The 17427-nt window shown below is 67.6% G+C and carries 16 protein-coding genes; 7 read left to right on the top strand and 9 right to left on the bottom strand.

What is annotated here, in order from left to right; translation table 11 throughout:
- Positions 1 to 176: 176 nt before the first annotated feature.
- On the bottom strand, positions 177 to 1010 hold the full coding sequence (locus tag HWX62_RS18775) for an autoinducer binding domain-containing protein (RefSeq protein ID WP_175931776.1): 834 nt from the start codon (positions 1008 to 1010) through the stop codon (positions 177 to 179).
- Between the two features lie 283 nt (positions 1011 to 1293).
- Here HWX62_RS18775 and HWX62_RS18770 point away from each other — a divergent pair, with 283 nt between their 5' ends.
- Complete coding sequence (locus tag HWX62_RS18770; RefSeq protein WP_175931775.1) at positions 1294 to 2202, top strand: LuxR family transcriptional regulator; 909 nt, start codon at positions 1294 to 1296, stop codon at positions 2200 to 2202.
- Positions 2203 to 2316: 114 nt separating this feature from the next.
- On the opposite strand, the gene HWX62_RS18765 is transcribed toward HWX62_RS18770, so the two are convergent.
- Both HWX62_RS18765 and HWX62_RS18760 read right to left on the bottom strand, forming a co-directional pair.
- Complete coding sequence (locus HWX62_RS18765) at positions 2317 to 3963, bottom strand: Nramp family divalent metal transporter (protein WP_175931774.1); 1647 nt, start codon at positions 3961 to 3963, stop codon at positions 2317 to 2319.
- A gap of 122 nt (positions 3964 to 4085) precedes the next feature.
- Complete coding sequence (locus HWX62_RS18760) at positions 4086 to 4223, bottom strand: hypothetical protein (protein ID WP_175931773.1); 138 nt, start codon at positions 4221 to 4223, stop codon at positions 4086 to 4088.
- A 1081-nt stretch (positions 4224 to 5304) separates the two neighbouring features.
- Here HWX62_RS18760 and HWX62_RS18755 point away from each other — a divergent pair.
- Together HWX62_RS18755 and HWX62_RS18750 are read left to right on the top strand one after the other, a co-directional pair.
- Positions 5305 to 5574: a hypothetical protein gene (locus HWX62_RS18755; protein WP_175931772.1), complete on the top strand. Its 270-nt coding sequence runs from the start codon at positions 5305 to 5307 to the stop codon at positions 5572 to 5574.
- A 90-nt stretch (positions 5575 to 5664) separates the two neighbouring features.
- Complete coding sequence (locus HWX62_RS18750; protein ID WP_175931771.1) at positions 5665 to 7155, top strand: carbohydrate porin; 1491 nt, start codon at positions 5665 to 5667, stop codon at positions 7153 to 7155.
- A 95-nt stretch (positions 7156 to 7250) separates the two neighbouring features.
- Here HWX62_RS18750 and treA read toward each other — a convergent pair whose 3' ends face one another.
- Positions 7251 to 8963 (bottom strand): alpha,alpha-trehalase TreA, encoded by a 1713-nt coding sequence (gene treA, locus HWX62_RS18745; RefSeq protein ID WP_175931770.1) that lies wholly within the window; start codon positions 8961 to 8963, stop codon positions 7251 to 7253.
- Positions 8964 to 9099: 136 nt separating this feature from the next.
- On the bottom strand, positions 9100 to 9729 hold the full coding sequence (locus HWX62_RS18740; protein ID WP_175931769.1) for a TetR/AcrR family transcriptional regulator: 630 nt from the start codon (positions 9727 to 9729) through the stop codon (positions 9100 to 9102).
- 325 nt (positions 9730 to 10054) lie between these two features.
- On the opposite strand from HWX62_RS18740, the gene HWX62_RS18735 reads away from it, so the two are divergent.
- Both HWX62_RS18735 and HWX62_RS18730 read left to right on the top strand, forming a co-directional pair.
- The gene (locus tag HWX62_RS18735; protein ID WP_175931768.1) at positions 10055 to 11443 is read left to right on the top strand and encodes an MFS transporter; all 1389 of its coding nucleotides are present in this window, start codon (positions 10055 to 10057) and stop codon (positions 11441 to 11443) included.
- Positions 11444 to 11782: 339 nt separating this feature from the next.
- Positions 11783 to 12994 (top strand): crosslink repair DNA glycosylase YcaQ family protein, encoded by a 1212-nt coding sequence (locus tag HWX62_RS18730; protein ID WP_175931767.1) that lies wholly within the window; start codon positions 11783 to 11785, stop codon positions 12992 to 12994.
- Between the two features lie 70 nt (positions 12995 to 13064).
- On the opposite strand, the gene HWX62_RS18725 is transcribed toward HWX62_RS18730, so the two are convergent.
- Together HWX62_RS18725 and HWX62_RS18720 are read right to left on the bottom strand one after the other, a co-directional pair.
- Positions 13065 to 13283, bottom strand: a complete 219-nt coding sequence (locus HWX62_RS18725) for a DUF1653 domain-containing protein (RefSeq protein WP_175931766.1) — start codon at positions 13281 to 13283, stop codon at positions 13065 to 13067.
- A 56-nt stretch (positions 13284 to 13339) separates the two neighbouring features.
- A complete protein-coding gene (locus HWX62_RS18720) occupies positions 13340 to 13783 on the bottom strand; it encodes a GNAT family N-acetyltransferase (RefSeq protein WP_175931765.1) in 444 nt (147 codons plus the stop codon).
- A gap of 302 nt (positions 13784 to 14085) precedes the next feature.
- Between HWX62_RS18720 and HWX62_RS18715 the strand changes: the two genes are divergently transcribed.
- Both HWX62_RS18715 and HWX62_RS18710 read left to right on the top strand, forming a co-directional pair.
- On the top strand, positions 14086 to 14709 hold the full coding sequence (locus HWX62_RS18715) for an HAD hydrolase-like protein (protein WP_175931764.1): 624 nt from the start codon (positions 14086 to 14088) through the stop codon (positions 14707 to 14709).
- 406 nt (positions 14710 to 15115) lie between these two features.
- Positions 15116 to 15694 (top strand): DUF4142 domain-containing protein, encoded by a 579-nt coding sequence (locus HWX62_RS18710; protein WP_175931763.1) that lies wholly within the window; start codon positions 15116 to 15118, stop codon positions 15692 to 15694.
- A 96-nt stretch (positions 15695 to 15790) separates the two neighbouring features.
- Here HWX62_RS18710 and HWX62_RS18705 read toward each other — a convergent pair whose 3' ends face one another.
- Both HWX62_RS18705 and HWX62_RS18700 read right to left on the bottom strand, forming a co-directional pair.
- Positions 15791 to 16411, bottom strand: coding sequence for a GNAT family protein (locus HWX62_RS18705; RefSeq protein ID WP_175931762.1), 621 nt, complete (start codon positions 16409 to 16411; stop codon positions 15791 to 15793).
- A gap of 59 nt (positions 16412 to 16470) precedes the next feature.
- Positions 16471 to 17385: a LysR family transcriptional regulator gene (locus tag HWX62_RS18700; protein ID WP_175931761.1), complete on the bottom strand. Its 915-nt coding sequence runs from the start codon at positions 17383 to 17385 to the stop codon at positions 16471 to 16473.
- Positions 17386 to 17427: the final 42 nt, after the last annotated feature.

The following is a 17427-nucleotide window of genomic DNA, read 5'->3' as shown; positions in this document are numbered from 1 at the left end:
ACGAGTGTAGCGACGGGGAACCGCGGAAAAAGAAGCGCGCCTCGTAGCGTGAAAGCGCGTTTTCCTCAGACGATCGAATCGGACTACGAAACCCGGCGGCCCGCTTGGGCACGCATCGCCGGAACCGCTTCCATCGCGCGCCGGGCCGCCGGCGCGCGCCTGCAGCAGGCGTCGGATCAGGACGGCAGCCGCCGTGCGGCGAGGTACGCGAGCTGCGCGCGGTTCTGCACGTTGAAGAGCTTTTCGAGCGAGCGGATGTGGTGCCCGACCTTGTGCAGCGACGTGCGCAGCGCGCTCGCGATCTCCTGGTCGGACAGTCCGTGCACGAGCCGGTCGAGCACCTGCTGCTGCTCGTCGCCGAGCGCGAAGCCGCGCATGCGCGCGACACGCGCCTCGAGGAACGGCAGCGCGACGCGATGCACGGCAAGACTGACCGACAGCGCGCCGCCGATCACGCGATCGTCGATCCAGTCGGTGCCGTGCGTTTCCGACGTCAGGTTCACCGCGACGCGCAGGTCGAGGCGCGGCGCCGACAGGCTGAAGATCACGCCGCTGTTCATCGCATGCGCGCGCAGATGGCCGGCGAGCGCCAGCACCTTGCGGTCGCCGCTGCCGTGCGCGGCCGCCTCGATCTCGTCGAGCCGCCACGCGACCGGGAAGCCGCTCTGCCGTACCTGCGCGAAGCGCGGGTCGCTTTCGTACAGCATCCCTTCGATGAACGGCTGCATGAACGTCGCCGGCGCGAGATCGCGCAGCAGATGCGCGCGCAGGATGCGCCGCCCGATCATTTCGTAGGCGCCGTAACCGAGCGTACTGAATCCGATTTGCCGCAATCGCGCATGGCATTGCGCGAAATCGAATGACGCGAGGTCGGTTTTACCGGGCGCCATTTGAATACCGGTAAAAACGTCACGCTCGATTGCGTGATATTCGTTCGAATAAGCGGCCGCGGCCGCTATATCGGCTTGTGAGAACCATTCGACGCGTGGTGCGCCGTCAGCATATGTCATGAGGAGCCCGCCCTTTCCCAATATGTGAAACTGCGCCCCGTCACGATCTGGTCTTTTCTTTACGATTTTCTGGTCGTCGTTATATGCGCGCGAACATGAACCTTTCGCCGCCATTAGTATTACGGCATATTACCCACACACCGGCATTTTTGTACAATGCCCCCGCGTTTCGTCAGGGATGACGATCGGCGCATATCACAACGATGCTCGGTCGCACCGCCGCGAATGCCGTACACGATACGGCCGCCGCCAGGCGATGCGCGTCGATTCCGAGGGATGGCTCATGTCCGATATTGCATTGCATGAAGAAGCGGTCGCCCCAACCACCTTGCCGCGCGCGTCGCGCGGATTGAACACCTGCGCGGACGCGCTGCGCGAGCGCCCCGTGCAGGTCGTCTGGTGCGACGACGTGAAACGCGGCGACGTCGCGCAGCCGCACGCACCGAAGCTCGGCGTCGCCGATACGCTCGCGCACGCGCAGAGCACGGCCGAGCGCAACCGGATCGTCACGAGCCTGCTGCACCTGACGGGCTTCTCGACGTTCGCCTACTTCGCACTCGAATTCGCACGCGAGCGCGTCGAAAGCCTCTACCTGCACGAAGCGTTCACGCCGCCCACCTATCGCGGCGACTACGTGCGGCACAACCATCACGACGTCGATCCGCGCACGCTCGGCGCGCGCGTGTGCAACATGCCGATCGTGTGGGACCTGCAGCAATTGCGCCGCGAACACCGCGAGCGCGACGACGTGCCGCCCGTGAGCCCGGCCGCGCTCGACGGCTTCCTGCAGACGATGCAGGACGACGGGATGTGCAGCGGCATCATGTATTCGATGGCCGTGCCCGGCACGCGGCTGCACGCGTTCATGAGCTTCACCGCGCCGCGCCGTACGCGCGAATGGATCACGCCGGCGACGATCGAGCAGGCGCTGTCGATCGGGCTGTCGGTACACAAGTTCGCGTCGCCGCAACTGATCTCGACGTCGCGCGAACGCGCGGTCAACGGGCTCACGCCGTTCGAGCAGGAACTGCTGCTCGGCATCGCCGAAGGCGCGTCCGACAAGGAAATCGGCCGGCGTCTCGACACCAGCGCGCACAACGTCGACTATCACCTGCGCAAGCTGCGCAAGCGCTTCGGCGTCGCGAACCGGATTCAGCTCACGTACCTGACGTCGAAGCTCGAGCTGATCTGACGGCGGCGGCACGGCGCCGTTACGTGCGAACGACCGCGTCAACGCACATGCCGGCCTCGCGGGCCGGCATGTGCGGGTTGCGGCGCGAGCGCCGCTTCCGGCAGGCGCGCGCCGTTACTTCAGCAGCGTCATCTGCACGACCTTCACGATCACGAGGCCGACCGCGATCACCAGATAGCCGCGCAGCACGGCCATCCAGATCCGCGTCGCGAGCGTCATGTTCTGCGGCGCGAGCGTGTCGAGCGGCGGCATGCGCCACGTGTCGCGCAGCGAGCGATCGATGCCCGGCTCGACGACGCGCTTGTTGCGACGGATCAATACCGTCGCCAGATAGCCGACGATCGCGAGCACGGTGCCGCCCACCAGCACGTCGACGATCGCCTCGCCGCTGATATCCGGATACATCACCGACGCGGTCAGGATGATCGACAGCAGCACGAGCACCCAGATCACCGCGCCCGTGAACACGTTGAGCTTCGTCGAATTGACCCAGGGCCCCAGCACCTGGCGGTCGTTGCACAGCACGAGCAGGAACACCGTCGCGCTCGGCAGCAGCACGCCGGCGAGCGTCTGCACGGCTTCGGTCAACAGGCCGAGCGGGCTGCCGGGAATCAGCACGAGCGTGGCCGCGGCCGCGACGATGCCGAAATAGACGAGATAGAAGCCCTTCGCGTCGGTCACGCCGCGGTGCAGCGAGTGACGGATCTTGAACACGTCGCCGATCGCGTACGCGGTCGACAGCGACACGGCCGCCGCGCCGATGATGCACGCGTCGAGCAGCGCGACCGCGAACAGCGTCGCGCTCGTGCGGCCCGCATACTTCTCGAGGCCGGCGATGACACCGCCCGCGTCGGTGAAGTTGCCGGCTTCCGGATGGCCGCCGAACAACGCCGAGCTGAAGCCGATCATCGCGACCGCGCCGACCAGCACGAACGCGATGCCGATCCACAGGTCGGCCTTTTCATACTTCATGAAGCGGGGCGTGATGCGCTTGTCGATCACGTAGCTCTGCTGGAAGAACAACTGCCACGGTGCGACCGTCGTGCCGACGATGCCGATCACGAGCAGCATCACGTCGGACAGCTTCGCGTGCGCGGGCCAGTTCGGCACGAAGAAATCGCGCGTCATCTGCGCGACGGGCGGATGGATCGACACGAGCACCGGCACGAGCAGCAGGCTCAGCACGCACAGCCCGATCGCGAACCGCTCGAAGCGCCGGAAATCGCCGGTACTCACCGCGGCCATCGTCAGCGCGGCGGCCACGCACACGCCGGCCACCTTCGGCAATCCGAAGAAATCCAGCACGAACGTGATACCGATGAACTCGGTGACGATGGTCAGCGCGTTGAGCAGGAACAGGTCGATCACGCTGAACGCGCCCCAGAACTTGCCGAAGCGTTCGAAGATCAGGCGTGCATGGCCGACGCCCGTGACCGCGCCGAGGCGCAGCACCATTTCCTGGTTCACGTACAGCACGGGCACGAGCAGCAACAGCGTCCACAGCAGCGTCGTGCCGTAGTTCTGGCCGGCCTGCGTATAGGTGCCGAATGCGCCGGCGTCGTTGTCGCCGACCATCACGATCAGGCCGGGGCCGATGATCGCGAGCAGCGTGCGCAGGCGCGCCCACCAGCTGCCGCGCGCGCCGGTGTCGTGGTGCGAGATCGTGCCGAGCGCACCGCGGATGTCGCCCAGGTGGGCTTCGTCGAGCACGGCGCTGCGCTCGACGGCGATCGGTGGAGAAACGTTGGAGGGCGTGGACATGATGTGTTCCGTACGGCTAAGCGTGATTCGATTCGATGAGCGTGTGACCTTGGCATGCGCACGCGGCGCTTGCCCGCAGGCAGCCGCGCGTGCGCATGCCGAGGCGCGCTCGGCGTGTCTTCTCAGTGGATCAACGATTTCAGCTGATTCAGCAGGCGGGAGAACACCCGCGGACGGGCGTCGAGCGTCAGCATCGCGTCGTAGTGGTGGCGCGATTCCGTGACGTGCGGAAAGTTCGACAGCAGAAGGCCGAAGTTCATGGTCTGGCTCCGTGCGGCGACGGCAGGCGTGCCGGCCGCGTGGTGGGCGCGGGGCCAGTCCGGAGCCTGAACGACGTGTCAGGCTAGTCGGCCGGATTGTCCCCGCGACCCGGGTTCAAAAGGGTCTGCGTATGCAACGGGCATAAGGGACAACTGTCACTGTCGTTCATGGCGGCTCCTGTGCGGTGTTCCGGGGAACACGGTTGACCGCCGGCCGGCGTGCGGGCCGGCATTCGCACGCCCGGAGAACGGATGCGCGAACGCGGCCGCCTGCCAGGCGGCGGTGAAACCGGGCAACGCATGCGAAAACGCATCACGCTAACCGGCGCGAATCAGGGTGCACGTAGGGAGTTGCTGCGGATAACTGCTGCGCGCACCGTTTGCCCGGGAGACAAACGGCGGCTTCGATGAGGCGCGGACGTCGGTCGCTCAGGCGGAAATTTCGTTCGAAGATCGACTACTGCAGGCGTCCAAGGCGGCGGCCCCAAGAGTGAAGATGGCGGATTCTATGGACGCCCCGAAAGTGAAGTCAACCCCTCGAAACCGCATTTTTCGAAATAAATTTTCCGCCCGGCGGGACTGAAAGATTTGCCCTTGAAATAACGTTCCGAAACCTTTCAGCGCCGTCATGAGGCGACCCCGGCCGATGCGTGCGAGCAACGGCGCGGCGCCCGCGCGCGCACCCTTTCCGCCGTTGCCGGGCGGCCACGTGACGGCCCCGCTCCGCTGCGACGCACATGCCACGCAGCGCATCTTTCGTGCGTTTTTTACTTGCGCCGCAGCAAAAGTCGCGACTACAATCCGCCCCAATTCATCAAGGGAGTCCCTCCGTGGACACATGCTCCAGTTGCAGTTCGATGCCGGTCCAGGCCGGCCAAGCCATCGCGAGATAGCTGCCAGACGCATGTCTTTCGCCGCTAGCTCGCATTCGTCGGGTTAGCGCGCCTCCTCCCGGGCCGGCCATCGCCGGTTCGTCAGTCGCACGCTTCCGTTATGTTCCACCCTCCGATCGCAGGCCGCGTCACGCACCCGCGCTCGATCACGTCGTCCGGCGTCCGCCGGACGGGACGGAGGCAACGTCATGTTCTTTCCATCGTTCGCAGCCAGACTCAAGCGCATCGTGCACGTCGCGTGCGACCGCTCGTTCGTTTCCGGTCTTTCGCCGCTCGCCCATGCATTCAGCAACTGGCGCGGCTTCGCGCTCGCCCACCTGCCGGCGGCGCCCCGCCTGCTCGATTGCGTGCTCCTTGCCGCGACGGCGGCCGCGATCGCGCTCGCCGCGCTGCTGTGCTCGTTCGCGCCACGCGTCGGCTTCGCGCAGGTGTGGCGCGTCGGCGGCTGGCTGCCGTAAGCCCTTCTCCGTGCGGGCCGTCTCGCCATGTGCCCCGCATGACGTTCTCGTTTCTTCGGCTTAACCAATCAAACTGCCAACGGAAATCACATGAAGAACCCGCTCCAGTCCGTCCCGCGCAAGCTTCGCGTCGATGCGCTCGCCACGCTGCTGCTGTCGCTCGCGGCCGCCTCCGCATTCGCGCAGGCATCGTCTCCCGCCGCTGCCGAACCGGCCGCCGGTGCGAGCGATGCCGCCGCCCCTGCGCAACAACAGGCCGCCGATGCTGCCCCGCCCGCGCCCACCGGCTTGTGGGAGCGTTCGAACCTGCTCGGCAACATGGGCGGCCTGCGTGACGTGCTCGACGAGCACGGCGTCACGCTGAGCCTGCAGGAGACCAGCGAGTACCTGTACAACACGTCCGGCGGCACGGGCCGCGGCGGCGCATACCAGGGGCTCACGCAATTCGGCTTCAACGTCGACACCGGCAAGGCGGTCGGCCTGCCGGGCGGCACGTTCAACGTGTCGGCGCTGCAGATCCACGGCACCAACCTCACGCAGCGCTACCTGCAGACGCTGCAGACCGCGACCGGCATCGAGGCCAATTCGACCACGCGCCTGTGGGAGCTCTGGTACCAGCAGTCGCTGCTCGACGGCAAGGTCGACGTGAAAGTCGGCCAGCAGAGCGTCGACCAGGAATTCATGGTGAGCCAGAACGCGGCGACGTTCATGAACGCGACGTTCGGCTGGCCCGTGCTGCCGTCCACCGACCTGCCGTCCGGCGGCCCCGCGTATCCGCTGTCGTCGCTCGGCGTGCGGCTGCGCGTGAAGCCGGCCGACGCGTGGACCGCGATGGTCGGCGTGTTCGACGGCAACCCGGCCGGCCGCAGCGACGGCGACGCGCAGGTGCTGAACGCGCACGGCACCAACTTCAACCTGCGCAGCGGCGCATTCGTGATCGGCGAGGTGCAGTACGCGCTGAACGCGCCGCCTGCCGACCCGAAGGCCCCGCAGCCGGCCGGCCTGCCCGGTACGTACAAGCTCGGCTTCTGGTATCACTCGCAGCACGCGGACGATCCGCGCTACGGCACCGACGGGCTGTCGCTCGCCGATCCGGCGAGCAACGGCACGCCCGCCACGCATCGCGGCAACTACGGGTTCTATGCGGTCGCGGACCAGATGGTGTGGCGGCCGTCCGCCGACAGCCCGCGCTCGGTCGGCGTGTTCGCGCGCGTGATGGGTTCGCCGGGCGACCGCAACGTCGTCGATTTCGCGGCCAACGCCGGCGTGACGCTGAAGGCGCCGTTCGCCGGACGCGACAACGACGTCGCCGGCATCGCGATCGGCTACGCGAAGATCGGCTCGCATGCGCGCGGCCTCGACGGCGATACCGGCGTGTACACGACGCCCGGCTATCCGGTGCGCCGCGCGGAAACCGTCATCGAAGCGACCTACCAGTACCAGGTCGCGCCGTGGTGGCAGGTGCAGGCCGACCTGCAGCACTTCTTCCGCCCGGGCGGCGGCATCCCGAACCCGAACGCGGCCGGCGCGCGCATCGGCGACGAGACGGTGGTCGGCGTGCGCACGACGATCACGTTCTGACGCGCGCCGCATAAAACGCGGGCCGGACGGCCGCTTGCGCGACGGTCCGGCCCGTGCGTTCGGTTGCAATGCGAGCACGCGGCCCGCGCCGTGCATTACTCGCCGTACAGCCCCAGCAGTTTCAGCGTGACGCCGTTGGTCCAGCCGAAGCCGTCCTGCAACGGATATTCGCCGCCCCCGCCGCCGCCCGTGCCGGTGCCCTCGACCACGTACTTCTCGACGAGCTTGCCTTCGGTCGCGTACACGTGCTTCACGTCGGACAGGAAACGCGTGCCGATGTCCTTCGCGAGCGCCGGTTCGCCGTAACGGCGCAGCCCGTCGATCGCGATCCACTGCAGCGGCGCCCACCCGTTCGGCGCATCCCACTGCTGGCCCGTGTTCTCGGTCGTCGTCACGAGGCCGCCCGGTTGCAGCAGCGTCTTGCGCACTTCGCGCGCGGTCGCCTTCGCGCGCTCCGGCCACGCGACGCCCGCGAACAGCGGATACAGCGCGGCCGCCGTCACGCCGTCGCGCGGCTTGCGCAACTGCCAGTCGTAGTCACCGTAATAGCCGCGACGGTTCCACAGGTAGTGATTGATCGCGGCCGCGCGCCGTCCGGCCCGCGCCGAGAAATCGGCCACGCACGCGATGTCGCGCGTGATCGCGCAGCCCTTCACGATCGTCGTCTCGAGATGGAACATCAGGCTGTTCAGGTCGACCGGCACGATCGACGTCGTGCGGATCGTCGCGAGCGTCTTGCCGTCGCCGAACCAGCGCGAGCTGTAATCCCAGCCGCTTTCGGCGCCCGCGCGCAGGTCGCGGTACACCTCGTTCGCCGGCCGGGACGGCACCGACTTCGCGGTCGTCACGTCCTCGAGATACGACTCGTCGCGCGGCGTGTCGCTCGCATCCCAGTAGCGGTTCAGCACGGCGCCGTCGGGCATCGCGACCACGTGGCGCGCGGCCTGCCCGCGCGGCGTCGTGGTTTCGCCCTGCATCCAGTACGCGTGCTCCTTGCGCAATGCCGGCAGGTATTTCTGGTAGACCTTGTCGCCCTCGACCTGCGCGGCGAGCGTGACCATGTACGCGAAGAACGGCGGCTGCGAGCGGCTCGCGTAGTACGTGCGATTGCCGTTCGGGATGTGCCCGACCGTATCGATCAGGTACGCGAAGTTGTCGAGCATGTCGTCGACGAGATCCTCGCGCCCCGACACCTGCAGCCCGAGCATCGTGAAATAGGTATCCCAGTAGTAGCCTTCGCGGAAGCGGCCGCCCGGCACGACGTACGGCTTCGGCATCGCGATCAGCGAACCGTACTGGGGCACCGTGACGCTCGTGCGCGTGAGCTGCGGCCACAGCCAGTCGATGTGCTCGCGCAGCGTCTGGTTCGGCGGCGGCGTCACGCCGCCTGTCGGGGGCGGCGTGAAATGCTGGTCGACGAACGTCTTCAGCGAGAAGCCCGGCTGCGATTTCTGTTGCTGATACAACTGCACGATCGTCGCGGGATCGGTGTCGGGCGTGGCGTCGACGAAGGTTTTCTGGTCGGGATAGAGCTGCGCGGTCTGCACCGCGACGAACAGGTCACCGTAAAGCTGGCTCGGCGGCGGCAGCAGCGTGCCCGACGCGGGCGCGGCTGCGGTGGTGGCCGGCATCGCGGCCTGGCTGGCCGCTTGCGCGGCGGCCTGGTGCGCATTGTCGGCCTGTGCGGCGCAGCCGGCGACGGCGAGATACGCGATGGCCAGTGCGGCGGCCCAGCGCAAACGCGGCGCGGGCGGTGACTGGCGCGACGAGAAGCGAGATGCAAGCGGTGCGGCACGACGTGACGTCATGGCGTGTCCCCTCCTTTCGGTGTTGAGTGGATCGGCACGAGGTCTCGTTCGCGCGCGCGTTCGTCTCGATGGCCTTCGATCGATACGCGTCATCTTGTGCTGCGAGTGGCTCCGACTGTCGCACAAAACATGCATGTCAAGCAAGTTTCGGTTCGCGCGACTCCCGGAGATAACCGCGTACCGCCCGCCACGCACGTGCTTCGAGCGCCTGCCCATCGGTCTCGCCGCGCGCGCCCGCCGCGTCGACGATGCCCTTCACGATCGCGAGCAGATCGTGCGCGACCGCGTCGGGCGCGGCGACGCGCGGCGCATCGCGCAGCGCGAGCGCATGCAGCAAGGTCGCGTGGATGCGGTCCGCGACGCGCGCGGTGCGCGCCCCGAGCGGCAGCCGCGCCTCCTCGAAATCGATCAGCCGCGCGAGCGCCGGCCGGCGCATCTGGTGCGCGACGGCGCCGCGCACCAGCGTACGCAGCACATCGTCGCAGGACGACAGCGCGGCCGCCCGGTCGACGTCGTCGAGCAGATGCGCGCTCTCGCGCTCGACGAGCGCGGCCGTCAGCGCATCGCGGTTCGGAAAGTACTGATAGAGCGAGCCGATGCTCACGCCGGCCAGCGCGGCCACTGCATTCGTCGTGTAACCGTCGAAGCCGTCGCGCTCCAGAACGCGAGCGGCAGCCTCGACGATCGCATCGACGGTGGCCACCGAGCGACGCTGGCGCGGCGCCTTGCGCGGCGAAAGCGGAATGCGCGACGACGATTCGGACATGGCGGGAAGTCGAATTTACAATATGAGCGATCGCTCACATTTTAGGAACGCACTGCCGCCCCGTCAAAAGAAACCGACATGAGCGAGCCGGCTTCCGCTCCGCTCGCCATGGGTCATGCTCGCCCTCCTGCGGCAACGCCGCGCCGCTCGTCATCCACGTCGATGCGGCATGCACAGGCAGCCGGTCGACCGCAGGTTCGCAGTCGTCCTGTGCGCGCCATCCGCGCAAAAGGACGACTGTTGCAACATGCGGAACAACTGTTGTCGCAGGTGACGCATCGGTCACATTGTGGGCATAATGACGCCTTTACCGCGCGCCCAGCCCATGTCGCCCGTCTTTCTAGCACCGCTCATCGTTGCCTGTGCGTTGTTCATGGAAAGCGTCGACGCGAACATCATCGTCACCGCACTGCCCGCGATGGCGAGGGACTTCGGGCACAACCCCGTCACATTGAACATCGCGATCACGGCCTACGTGGTCGGCCTCGGCGTGTTCATCCCGATCTGCGGCTGGCTCGCCGACCGCTTCAGCGCGCGCGCCGTGTTCCGCACCGCGATCGGCATCTTCGTCGTCGGCTCGCTGATGTGCGCGGCATCCAACTCCCTCGGCGTGCTCACGTTCGCGCGCTTCATACAAGGCGTCGGCGGCGCGATGATGGTCCCGGTCGGCCGCATCATCATCTTCCGCGCGGTGCCGCGCGCCGATCTCGTGCGCGCGATGAACTACCTCGCGATTCCCGCGCTGTTCGGGCCCACGGTCGGGCCGCTCGTCGGCGGCTTCATCACGACCTACCTGCACTGGCGGATGATCTTCTTCATCAACGTGCCGATCGGCATCTACGGGATCTATCTCGCGAGCAAGCACATCGCGAACACGCACGAGCCCGATCCGGGCCCGCTCGACTGGTTCGGCTTCCTGCTGTCGGCCAGCGGCGCCGCGCTGCTGCTGATGGGCCTCACGCTGATCGACGGTGCGCTCACGTCGCGCTCGAACGCGCTCCTCATGTGCGCGGCCGGCGCCGCGATGCTCGCGTTGTACGTGCCGTACGCGCGCCGCAAGGAGCGCCCGGTGCTCGACCTCAGTTTCCTGAAGATCCCGACGTACCACGCGAGCGTCGTCGGCGGATCGCTGTTCCGCATCGGCCTCGGCGCGGTGCCGTTCCTGCTGCCGCTCGCGCTGCAGGAAGGGCTCGGCATGAGCGCGTTCCACTCGGGGCTCATCACGTGCGCGTCCGCGCTCGGCGGCGCGGTCAGCCGCTCGACGGCCACGCATACGCTGCGCCGCTTCGGCTTTCGTACGGTGCTGATCTACAACGCGGCATTCGCGGGCCTCGCGATCGCCGCGTACGGGGTGTTCCATCCCGGCATGGCGACCTGGGCGATCTGGCTGATCGTGCTCGTCGGCGGCATCTTCCCCGCGCTGCAGTTCACGAGCCTGAATTCGATGATCTACGCGGACATCTCGCCGCGCGACGCGGGCCGCGCGACGAGCCTCGGCAGCGTCGTGCAGCAGATGTCGCTCGGCCTCGGCGTGACGGTGGCCGGCCTCGTGCTGCACGTGTCGCACTGGCTCCAGGGCCATCAGGCGATGGTGTGGTCGGATTTCTGGCCCGCGTTCCTCGTGGTCGGGCTGTGCTCGTTCGCGTCGATTCCGATCACGCGGCGGCTGCCGCCCGGCGCCGGCGATGAAGTCGCGCGCGGCAAGCGGCAGTAAGCAGCCGACACGGCGACGGCCGAAAGACCGGAAAAACAAAAAAAAATCAGCGGACATCCACACGGGGCCGGTGCACAGCCGCATGGATGTCCGCTCAGGGCTCCGGGGTTCCCGATGGGGGTTGAGAATCCCGGATTCGCTTCCTGCGTGCCATGGACATATGTGCGTCGGAAGCGGAATCGTTGCGCGCACTTGTCGTCGCGCCATGAACTGCACTATAGGGAAACTTGCGCCACGCATCTGTCAACCATTGTCAGACGCGTGGCGGCCGCGCGTCGCACGCGCGCGCCGCTTTCGCGCTAAAGTGGTTCCCGATCGCCACCCTCGACCGTCCTGCCGATGCTCACGCTTTCGTCCCCCGCCGCCCGCGCGCTGCATCTCGCCGCACAGGGCCTGCTCACGCCACCCCGCCGCAAGGCGACCAAGTCCGATGTGCTCGACACGATCCGCCGGATGGCGCAGTTGCAGATCGACACCATCCACGTCATCGCGCGCAGCCCGTATCTCGTGCTGTTCAGCCGTCTCGGCGATTTCTCGCCGCACTGGCTCGACGAACATCTCGCCGAGGCGCGCCTGTTCGAATACTGGTCGCACGAAGCGTGTTTCCTGCCGATCGAGCAGTTCGGGCTGATGCGCTACAAGATGCTCGATCCGTCCGGGATGGGCTGGAAATATGCGGCCGAATGGCACGAGCAGAATCGTCCCGAGATCGAGCGCCTGCTTGCGCGGATTCGCGAAGAAGGCCCGGTGCGGTCGGCCGATTTCGCACGCGAGGACGGCGTGAAGGGCAACGGCTGGTGGGATCGCAAGCCCGAAAAGCGTCACCTGGAAGTGTTGTTCACGACGGGCGACCTGATGGTGTCGGAACGCCGCAATTTCCAGCGTGTGTACGACGTGCGCGAACGCGTGCTGCCCGGCTGGGACGATACGCGCGACCTGCCGCCGCGCGAGGCCGTGCTGCCCACGCTGCTCGACTACACGTGCCGCGCGCTCGGCGTCGTGCGCGCGGACTGGGTGGCCGACTACTATCGGCTGCCGCGCCGGTCGTACCGCGCGGAGCTGGAGCGGCTCGCGGAGGCGGGCGACCTGATTCCGGTGCAGGTCGACGACTGGAAGGAGCCGACCTACGTACACCGTTCACTCGATGCGTTGCTGCCGGCCGCCGCGGCCGACACGCTGCGCTCGACGGTCACGACGCTGCTGTCGCCGTTCGATCCGGTCGTGTGGGATCGCCGGCGCGCGTCGACGCTGTTCGGTTTCGATTACACGATCGAGTGCTATACGCCCGCGCACAAGCGACGCTACGGCTATTTCTGCCTGCCCGTGCTGCATCGCGGCCGGCTGGTGGGCCGCGTCGATGCGAAAGCGCATCGCACGCTCGGCACGTTCGAATTGAAGGCCGTGCATGTCGAGCCGGGCGTGCGCTTCGGCACCGGGCTCGCGGCCGACGTTGCGAAGGCCGTGAAGAAACTCGCGGCGTGGCACGGCACGCCGCAGGTGACGGTGAGGCATGCACCGCCGGAACTGGTGAACGCGCTGGCCGGCGCGTAGCGCATACCGGCTCGCGCATGCGTTCGCGCAGCGCGCCCGCGCGGGCGGCGCATGCGCCGCGAGCCGCGGATCAGTCGCGCAGCTTGCGAAAGCGCGGCGTGCCGTCTTCGAGCGTGCCGTTGAACATCGCTTCCGGCCGCACCCACAGCCCGCGCGCATGCGGCCACAGGTGCTCGTAGACGACCACCGATTCCTCGGTTTCGGAATGGCGGGCAACGCCGATGTAGCGGTACAGACCGCCCTTGTAGTGGCGGTGCGTCGCGAGCTGTTCGGCTTCCTGTTCGGTCATGGTGTGCTTCTCTGGGCAAAAACGGAAAGCGCGTATTGTATGCGCTGCGCCGCGCGTCAGCGTTTCGTGTAGATGTCGGGGCGGCGGATCTCCATCAGCCGCTCGGGGTTCGCGGGCGGACCGAAACCGACCGGCCGGTACAGTTCGTGTGCGTCGGTCGTCACGAGCATGATGCGGCGCAGCCGCTGCACCCACTCCTGCGCGAATATATGGTCGATCAGTGCGCGGCCGTAGCCGTTGCCGCGTTCGGCCGGCAGTACGAACACGTCGCACAGGTACGCGAACGTCGCATGATCGGTGACGAGCCGCGCGAACCCGACGAGCCGGTCGCCGACATACGCGCCGAAGCACAGCGAGCCCTCGATCGCCCGCTCCACCACGTCGCGCGGAATGCCCTGCGACCAGTACGCGTCGCGATGCAGGAAATCGAAGATCGCGTCGATGTCGAGTTCGCGCTTGTCGGTGGAAAATCTCAGCATGGCGGGGGTGGCAGCGGGCACGTCTGTTCTCCGGTTCGAGGGGCGGAAAGCGGAGCATCGACGATACCGCGCCGCGGGGTGCGGGACAAGGGCACGGCCGGGCCGCTGCGGGCGAACGGATGCGCGTCGGCCTCGTGTCCTGCCGCTACCACTACGAACAGCACCGCGTATCGATGCGCGCGGAAACCGCACGCACCGTCCCGGCCACCCGCCATCCCGTCGCGCGGCATGTTCCGGCTCGCCGCCGCAGTGCTCGCATCCGCCGCACGCCCCCTCGATTCGGCGACAATAACGTCCGCCCGATCCACCCGCGACGCTGGTTCATGACCTACCGCCTCATCGCCTTCGACTTCGACGGCACGCTCGCCGATTCGCTCGACAGTTTTCTCGCCGCGCTATCGGACGCAGCGCGCCTGCACGGTTTTCGCGACGCCACGCCCGAGCTGCGCCCGGCGCTGCGCGGGATGTCGGCGCGCGACATCATCCGCGCGCTCGACGTGCCGATGTGGAAAGTGCCACGCGTGACGATCGACATGCGCCGCCTGATGCGGCCGCGCGTCGCAAACGTGCGGCTCTTTCCCGGTGTCGACGAAACGTTCGATGCGCTCGCCGCGCGCGGCATCCGCATCGCGATCGCCACGTCGAATACGGAAGAGATCGTGCGTGACCGGCTCGGCCCGCGCGCCGGCGCACGCGTCGACCATTTCGCGTGCGGCATTCCGCTGTTCGGCAAGGCGCGCCGCCTGCGCGCGCTCGTTCGCGAGGCCGGCGTGCGCGCCGACGAAGTGCTGTACGTCGGCGACGAAATCCGCGACGCCGACGCGGCACGACGCGCGCGTATCGCGTTCCAGGGCGTCGCGTGGGGCTACACGGCGCCCGACGCATTGCAGGCGCATTGCGCGACGCCGTTGCTGCCGCGCCTCAATGCGCTGCTCGATCGCGTGTAACGCTTTCGCGCACGTCGCGCACTCACACCGCCCACTCGCCCGGCACCGCCACGGCAATCTGCCGCGACGGCATCACGCCGATGAAATGCAGATGGCACGCACGTGCATCTCATGCATTGCATGCGCCACGCGCGCGCAAAAATTGCCGTCGCCGCATGCGCGTCCGGTACGCAATACCGGCCCGCGCGCATGCTCATCGATTCGTCTTACCAACCGTTACACAAACCACAGCACGGTTGCACCTGCTACCCGACCGCTCTCCTAGAATCAGTCGGGCCGGAAAACACTTCGAACGCCGCCGCGGCAGAGCGGCGGTCGAATCCGGCCCGGGCGCGCCCGGTCTCTCGCACAGCGACGGATCACGCGATCCGTTTTTCAACCAGAGCCCCGATCGAAAGGAGGTCCCATGAACCGCTTTCCCCCCATTTCGCGCCTTGCGTTGTCTGCCGCTGGCCTGCTTTTCGTCGCCGTGACGGCGACCGCGCAAACCGCGCAACCGGCACCCGCCGCGTCCGCCGCGCCGGCTGCCACCGCGACGCGCATCCACGAAGCCGACCAGGCCTTCATCACGGACGGCACGAAGACCGTGTCGACCCAGCACGACGCCGCGCGCATCGCCGATTCGCGCACGTCGGACAGCCAGGTCAAGGCGTTCGCGCAACGCGTGTCGACCGACGACGCGAAGATCATCCAGGCGATGCGCGCGGCGAGCCCGCGCGGCGTCGACGTGCCGGCCAACGATCCGGACACGGCCGTGCTGAACAGCATCAAGAGCCTGCGCGGCGCCGAGTTCGACAAGGCGTACATCGAACAGGTCGCGCTCGCCGGCCAGCAGAAGGCGATCTCGGCATTCCAGGCCGAAATCGCATCGGGCCGCGACACCAAGCTGAAGGAAGTCGCCCGCCAGGCGTTGCCGATCCTGCAGGCGCACTACGCGGACGCGCAGAAGCTCGCGCAGCGTCATCACCTCGCATCGGCGCAGTAATTCATCGATGCAGCGCCGCGCCTCGTGCGCGGCGCACCGTTTCCCCCGCCGTCGCGCTGCCGCCTTCCCTGCCGGCGGCGCGACGCGCGTCCAACATCAAGCGTCCCGCGTCGCGCGGGACGTCGCCAGCTTCGCCTCGAGCCGTGCGCGCACCTCCGGCCATTCGTCGTCGATGATGCTGAAGCGCACCGAGTTGCGCTTGCGGCCATCCGGCATGATCCGTTCGTGACGCACGATGCCTTCCTGTTTTGCCCCGAGCCGCAGGATCGCCGCGCGCGATCGCTCGTTCAGCTCGTCCGTCGTGAACTGCACGCGCACGCAGTGCAGCGTGTCGAACGCATAGGTCAGCAGCAACCACTTCGCTTCCGTATTCGCGCGCGTGCGCTGCGCCGATTCGCTCAGCCACGTATGGCCGATCTCGAGCTTGCGATTCTTGCGGTCGATCTTCCAGAAGCGCGTGCTGCCGATCGCGCGGCCCGATGCGCGATCGACGATCACGAACGGCATCACGGTGCCGGCCGCCCGCCCCTGCAACGCCGTGTCGATGTAGGCGTCGACCGTCTGCGCGCCGGGCACGACCGTGACCTTCAGGTTCCACAACTCGCCGTCGGCCGCGGCGTCCAGCAGCGCCTGCCGATCGGATGCGTCGAGCGGGCGCAGGACGACGCGTTCGCCTGCGAGGGTCGGTTGTTCGAGGAAAGACGATGCGTCGGTCATGGCGGGATTCCGGAAAACGCGGGCATGGGCGGCGAAACGCCCATCATACGGCGGCGCCGCTAGCCGAGATGGGCGGCGAGCCGGCGGCGGATCGCCTTCGCTTCGCCGCGCAACGCATCGGCGAACGCGTCGACGAGCAGGTTCTTCGGCCGGTGTTCGGGCACGATCACGCTGACCCGGTAGGGAAACGATCGCGTGAGCGGCCGCACATGCAGGTCGCGGCCGACGAAATCGAGCGCCGTGAGCGGGTTGACGATCGCGGCCCCGAGCCCTTGCCGCACGAACGCACACACCGACACGGCCGACGGCGTGTCGACCACCGAGCGCGGCGCGACGCCGAGTTGCGCGAATGCCTCGTCGATCAGGATGCGATACGGATCGTTCAGCGACAGGCTCACGAACGGACGGTCGGCGAGATCCAGCAGGTCGATCGCGTCCTGCGCGAGCAGCGGATGGCCGTCGGGCAGCACGCACACCTCGTCGACTTCGAGCAGCGGCGTGAGCACGGTGCCGGCCGGCGCGACGTCGTGCTCGGTCAGCCCGAGGTCGTATCGCTGGGCCGTGAGCCACTCCTCGAGCACCGGCGACTCCTGCGTCGCGACCGACACGCTGACGCCCGCATGCGCGTCGTGAAAGCGCCGGCACGCACCGGGCAGGATCGCGTGCGAGAACGCCGGCAGCGCGATCACCGACAGTTGCCCGTCGCGAAACTCGCGCAGGCGCGCGGCCGTCGCCGCGACGCGCTCGAGCCCCACATAGGCGAGCCGCACGTCGTCGAACAGCGTGAGCGCGGCCATCGTCGGCCGCAGCCGGCCGTGCGTACGCTCGAACAGCGCGAAGCCGACGACCTGCTCCATCCGCGCCAGCTCGCGGCTGATCGTCGGCTGCGACGTGTAGAGCATCTCGGCCGCGCGCGTCGTGCTGCCGGTGACCATCAGCGCCCGAAAAACCTCGATATGACGATGCGTCAGCATGAATTTGTATATCAAAAATGAATTGAGTATCGATATCCAGGC

The organism is Burkholderia sp. BCC0506, assembly GCF_902833145.1.
Classification (GTDB): Bacteria; Pseudomonadota; Gammaproteobacteria; order Burkholderiales; family Burkholderiaceae; genus Burkholderia.
The sequence above is the reverse complement of the archived record's forward strand: the minus strand, read 5'-3'. Positions and strand labels throughout refer to the sequence as shown.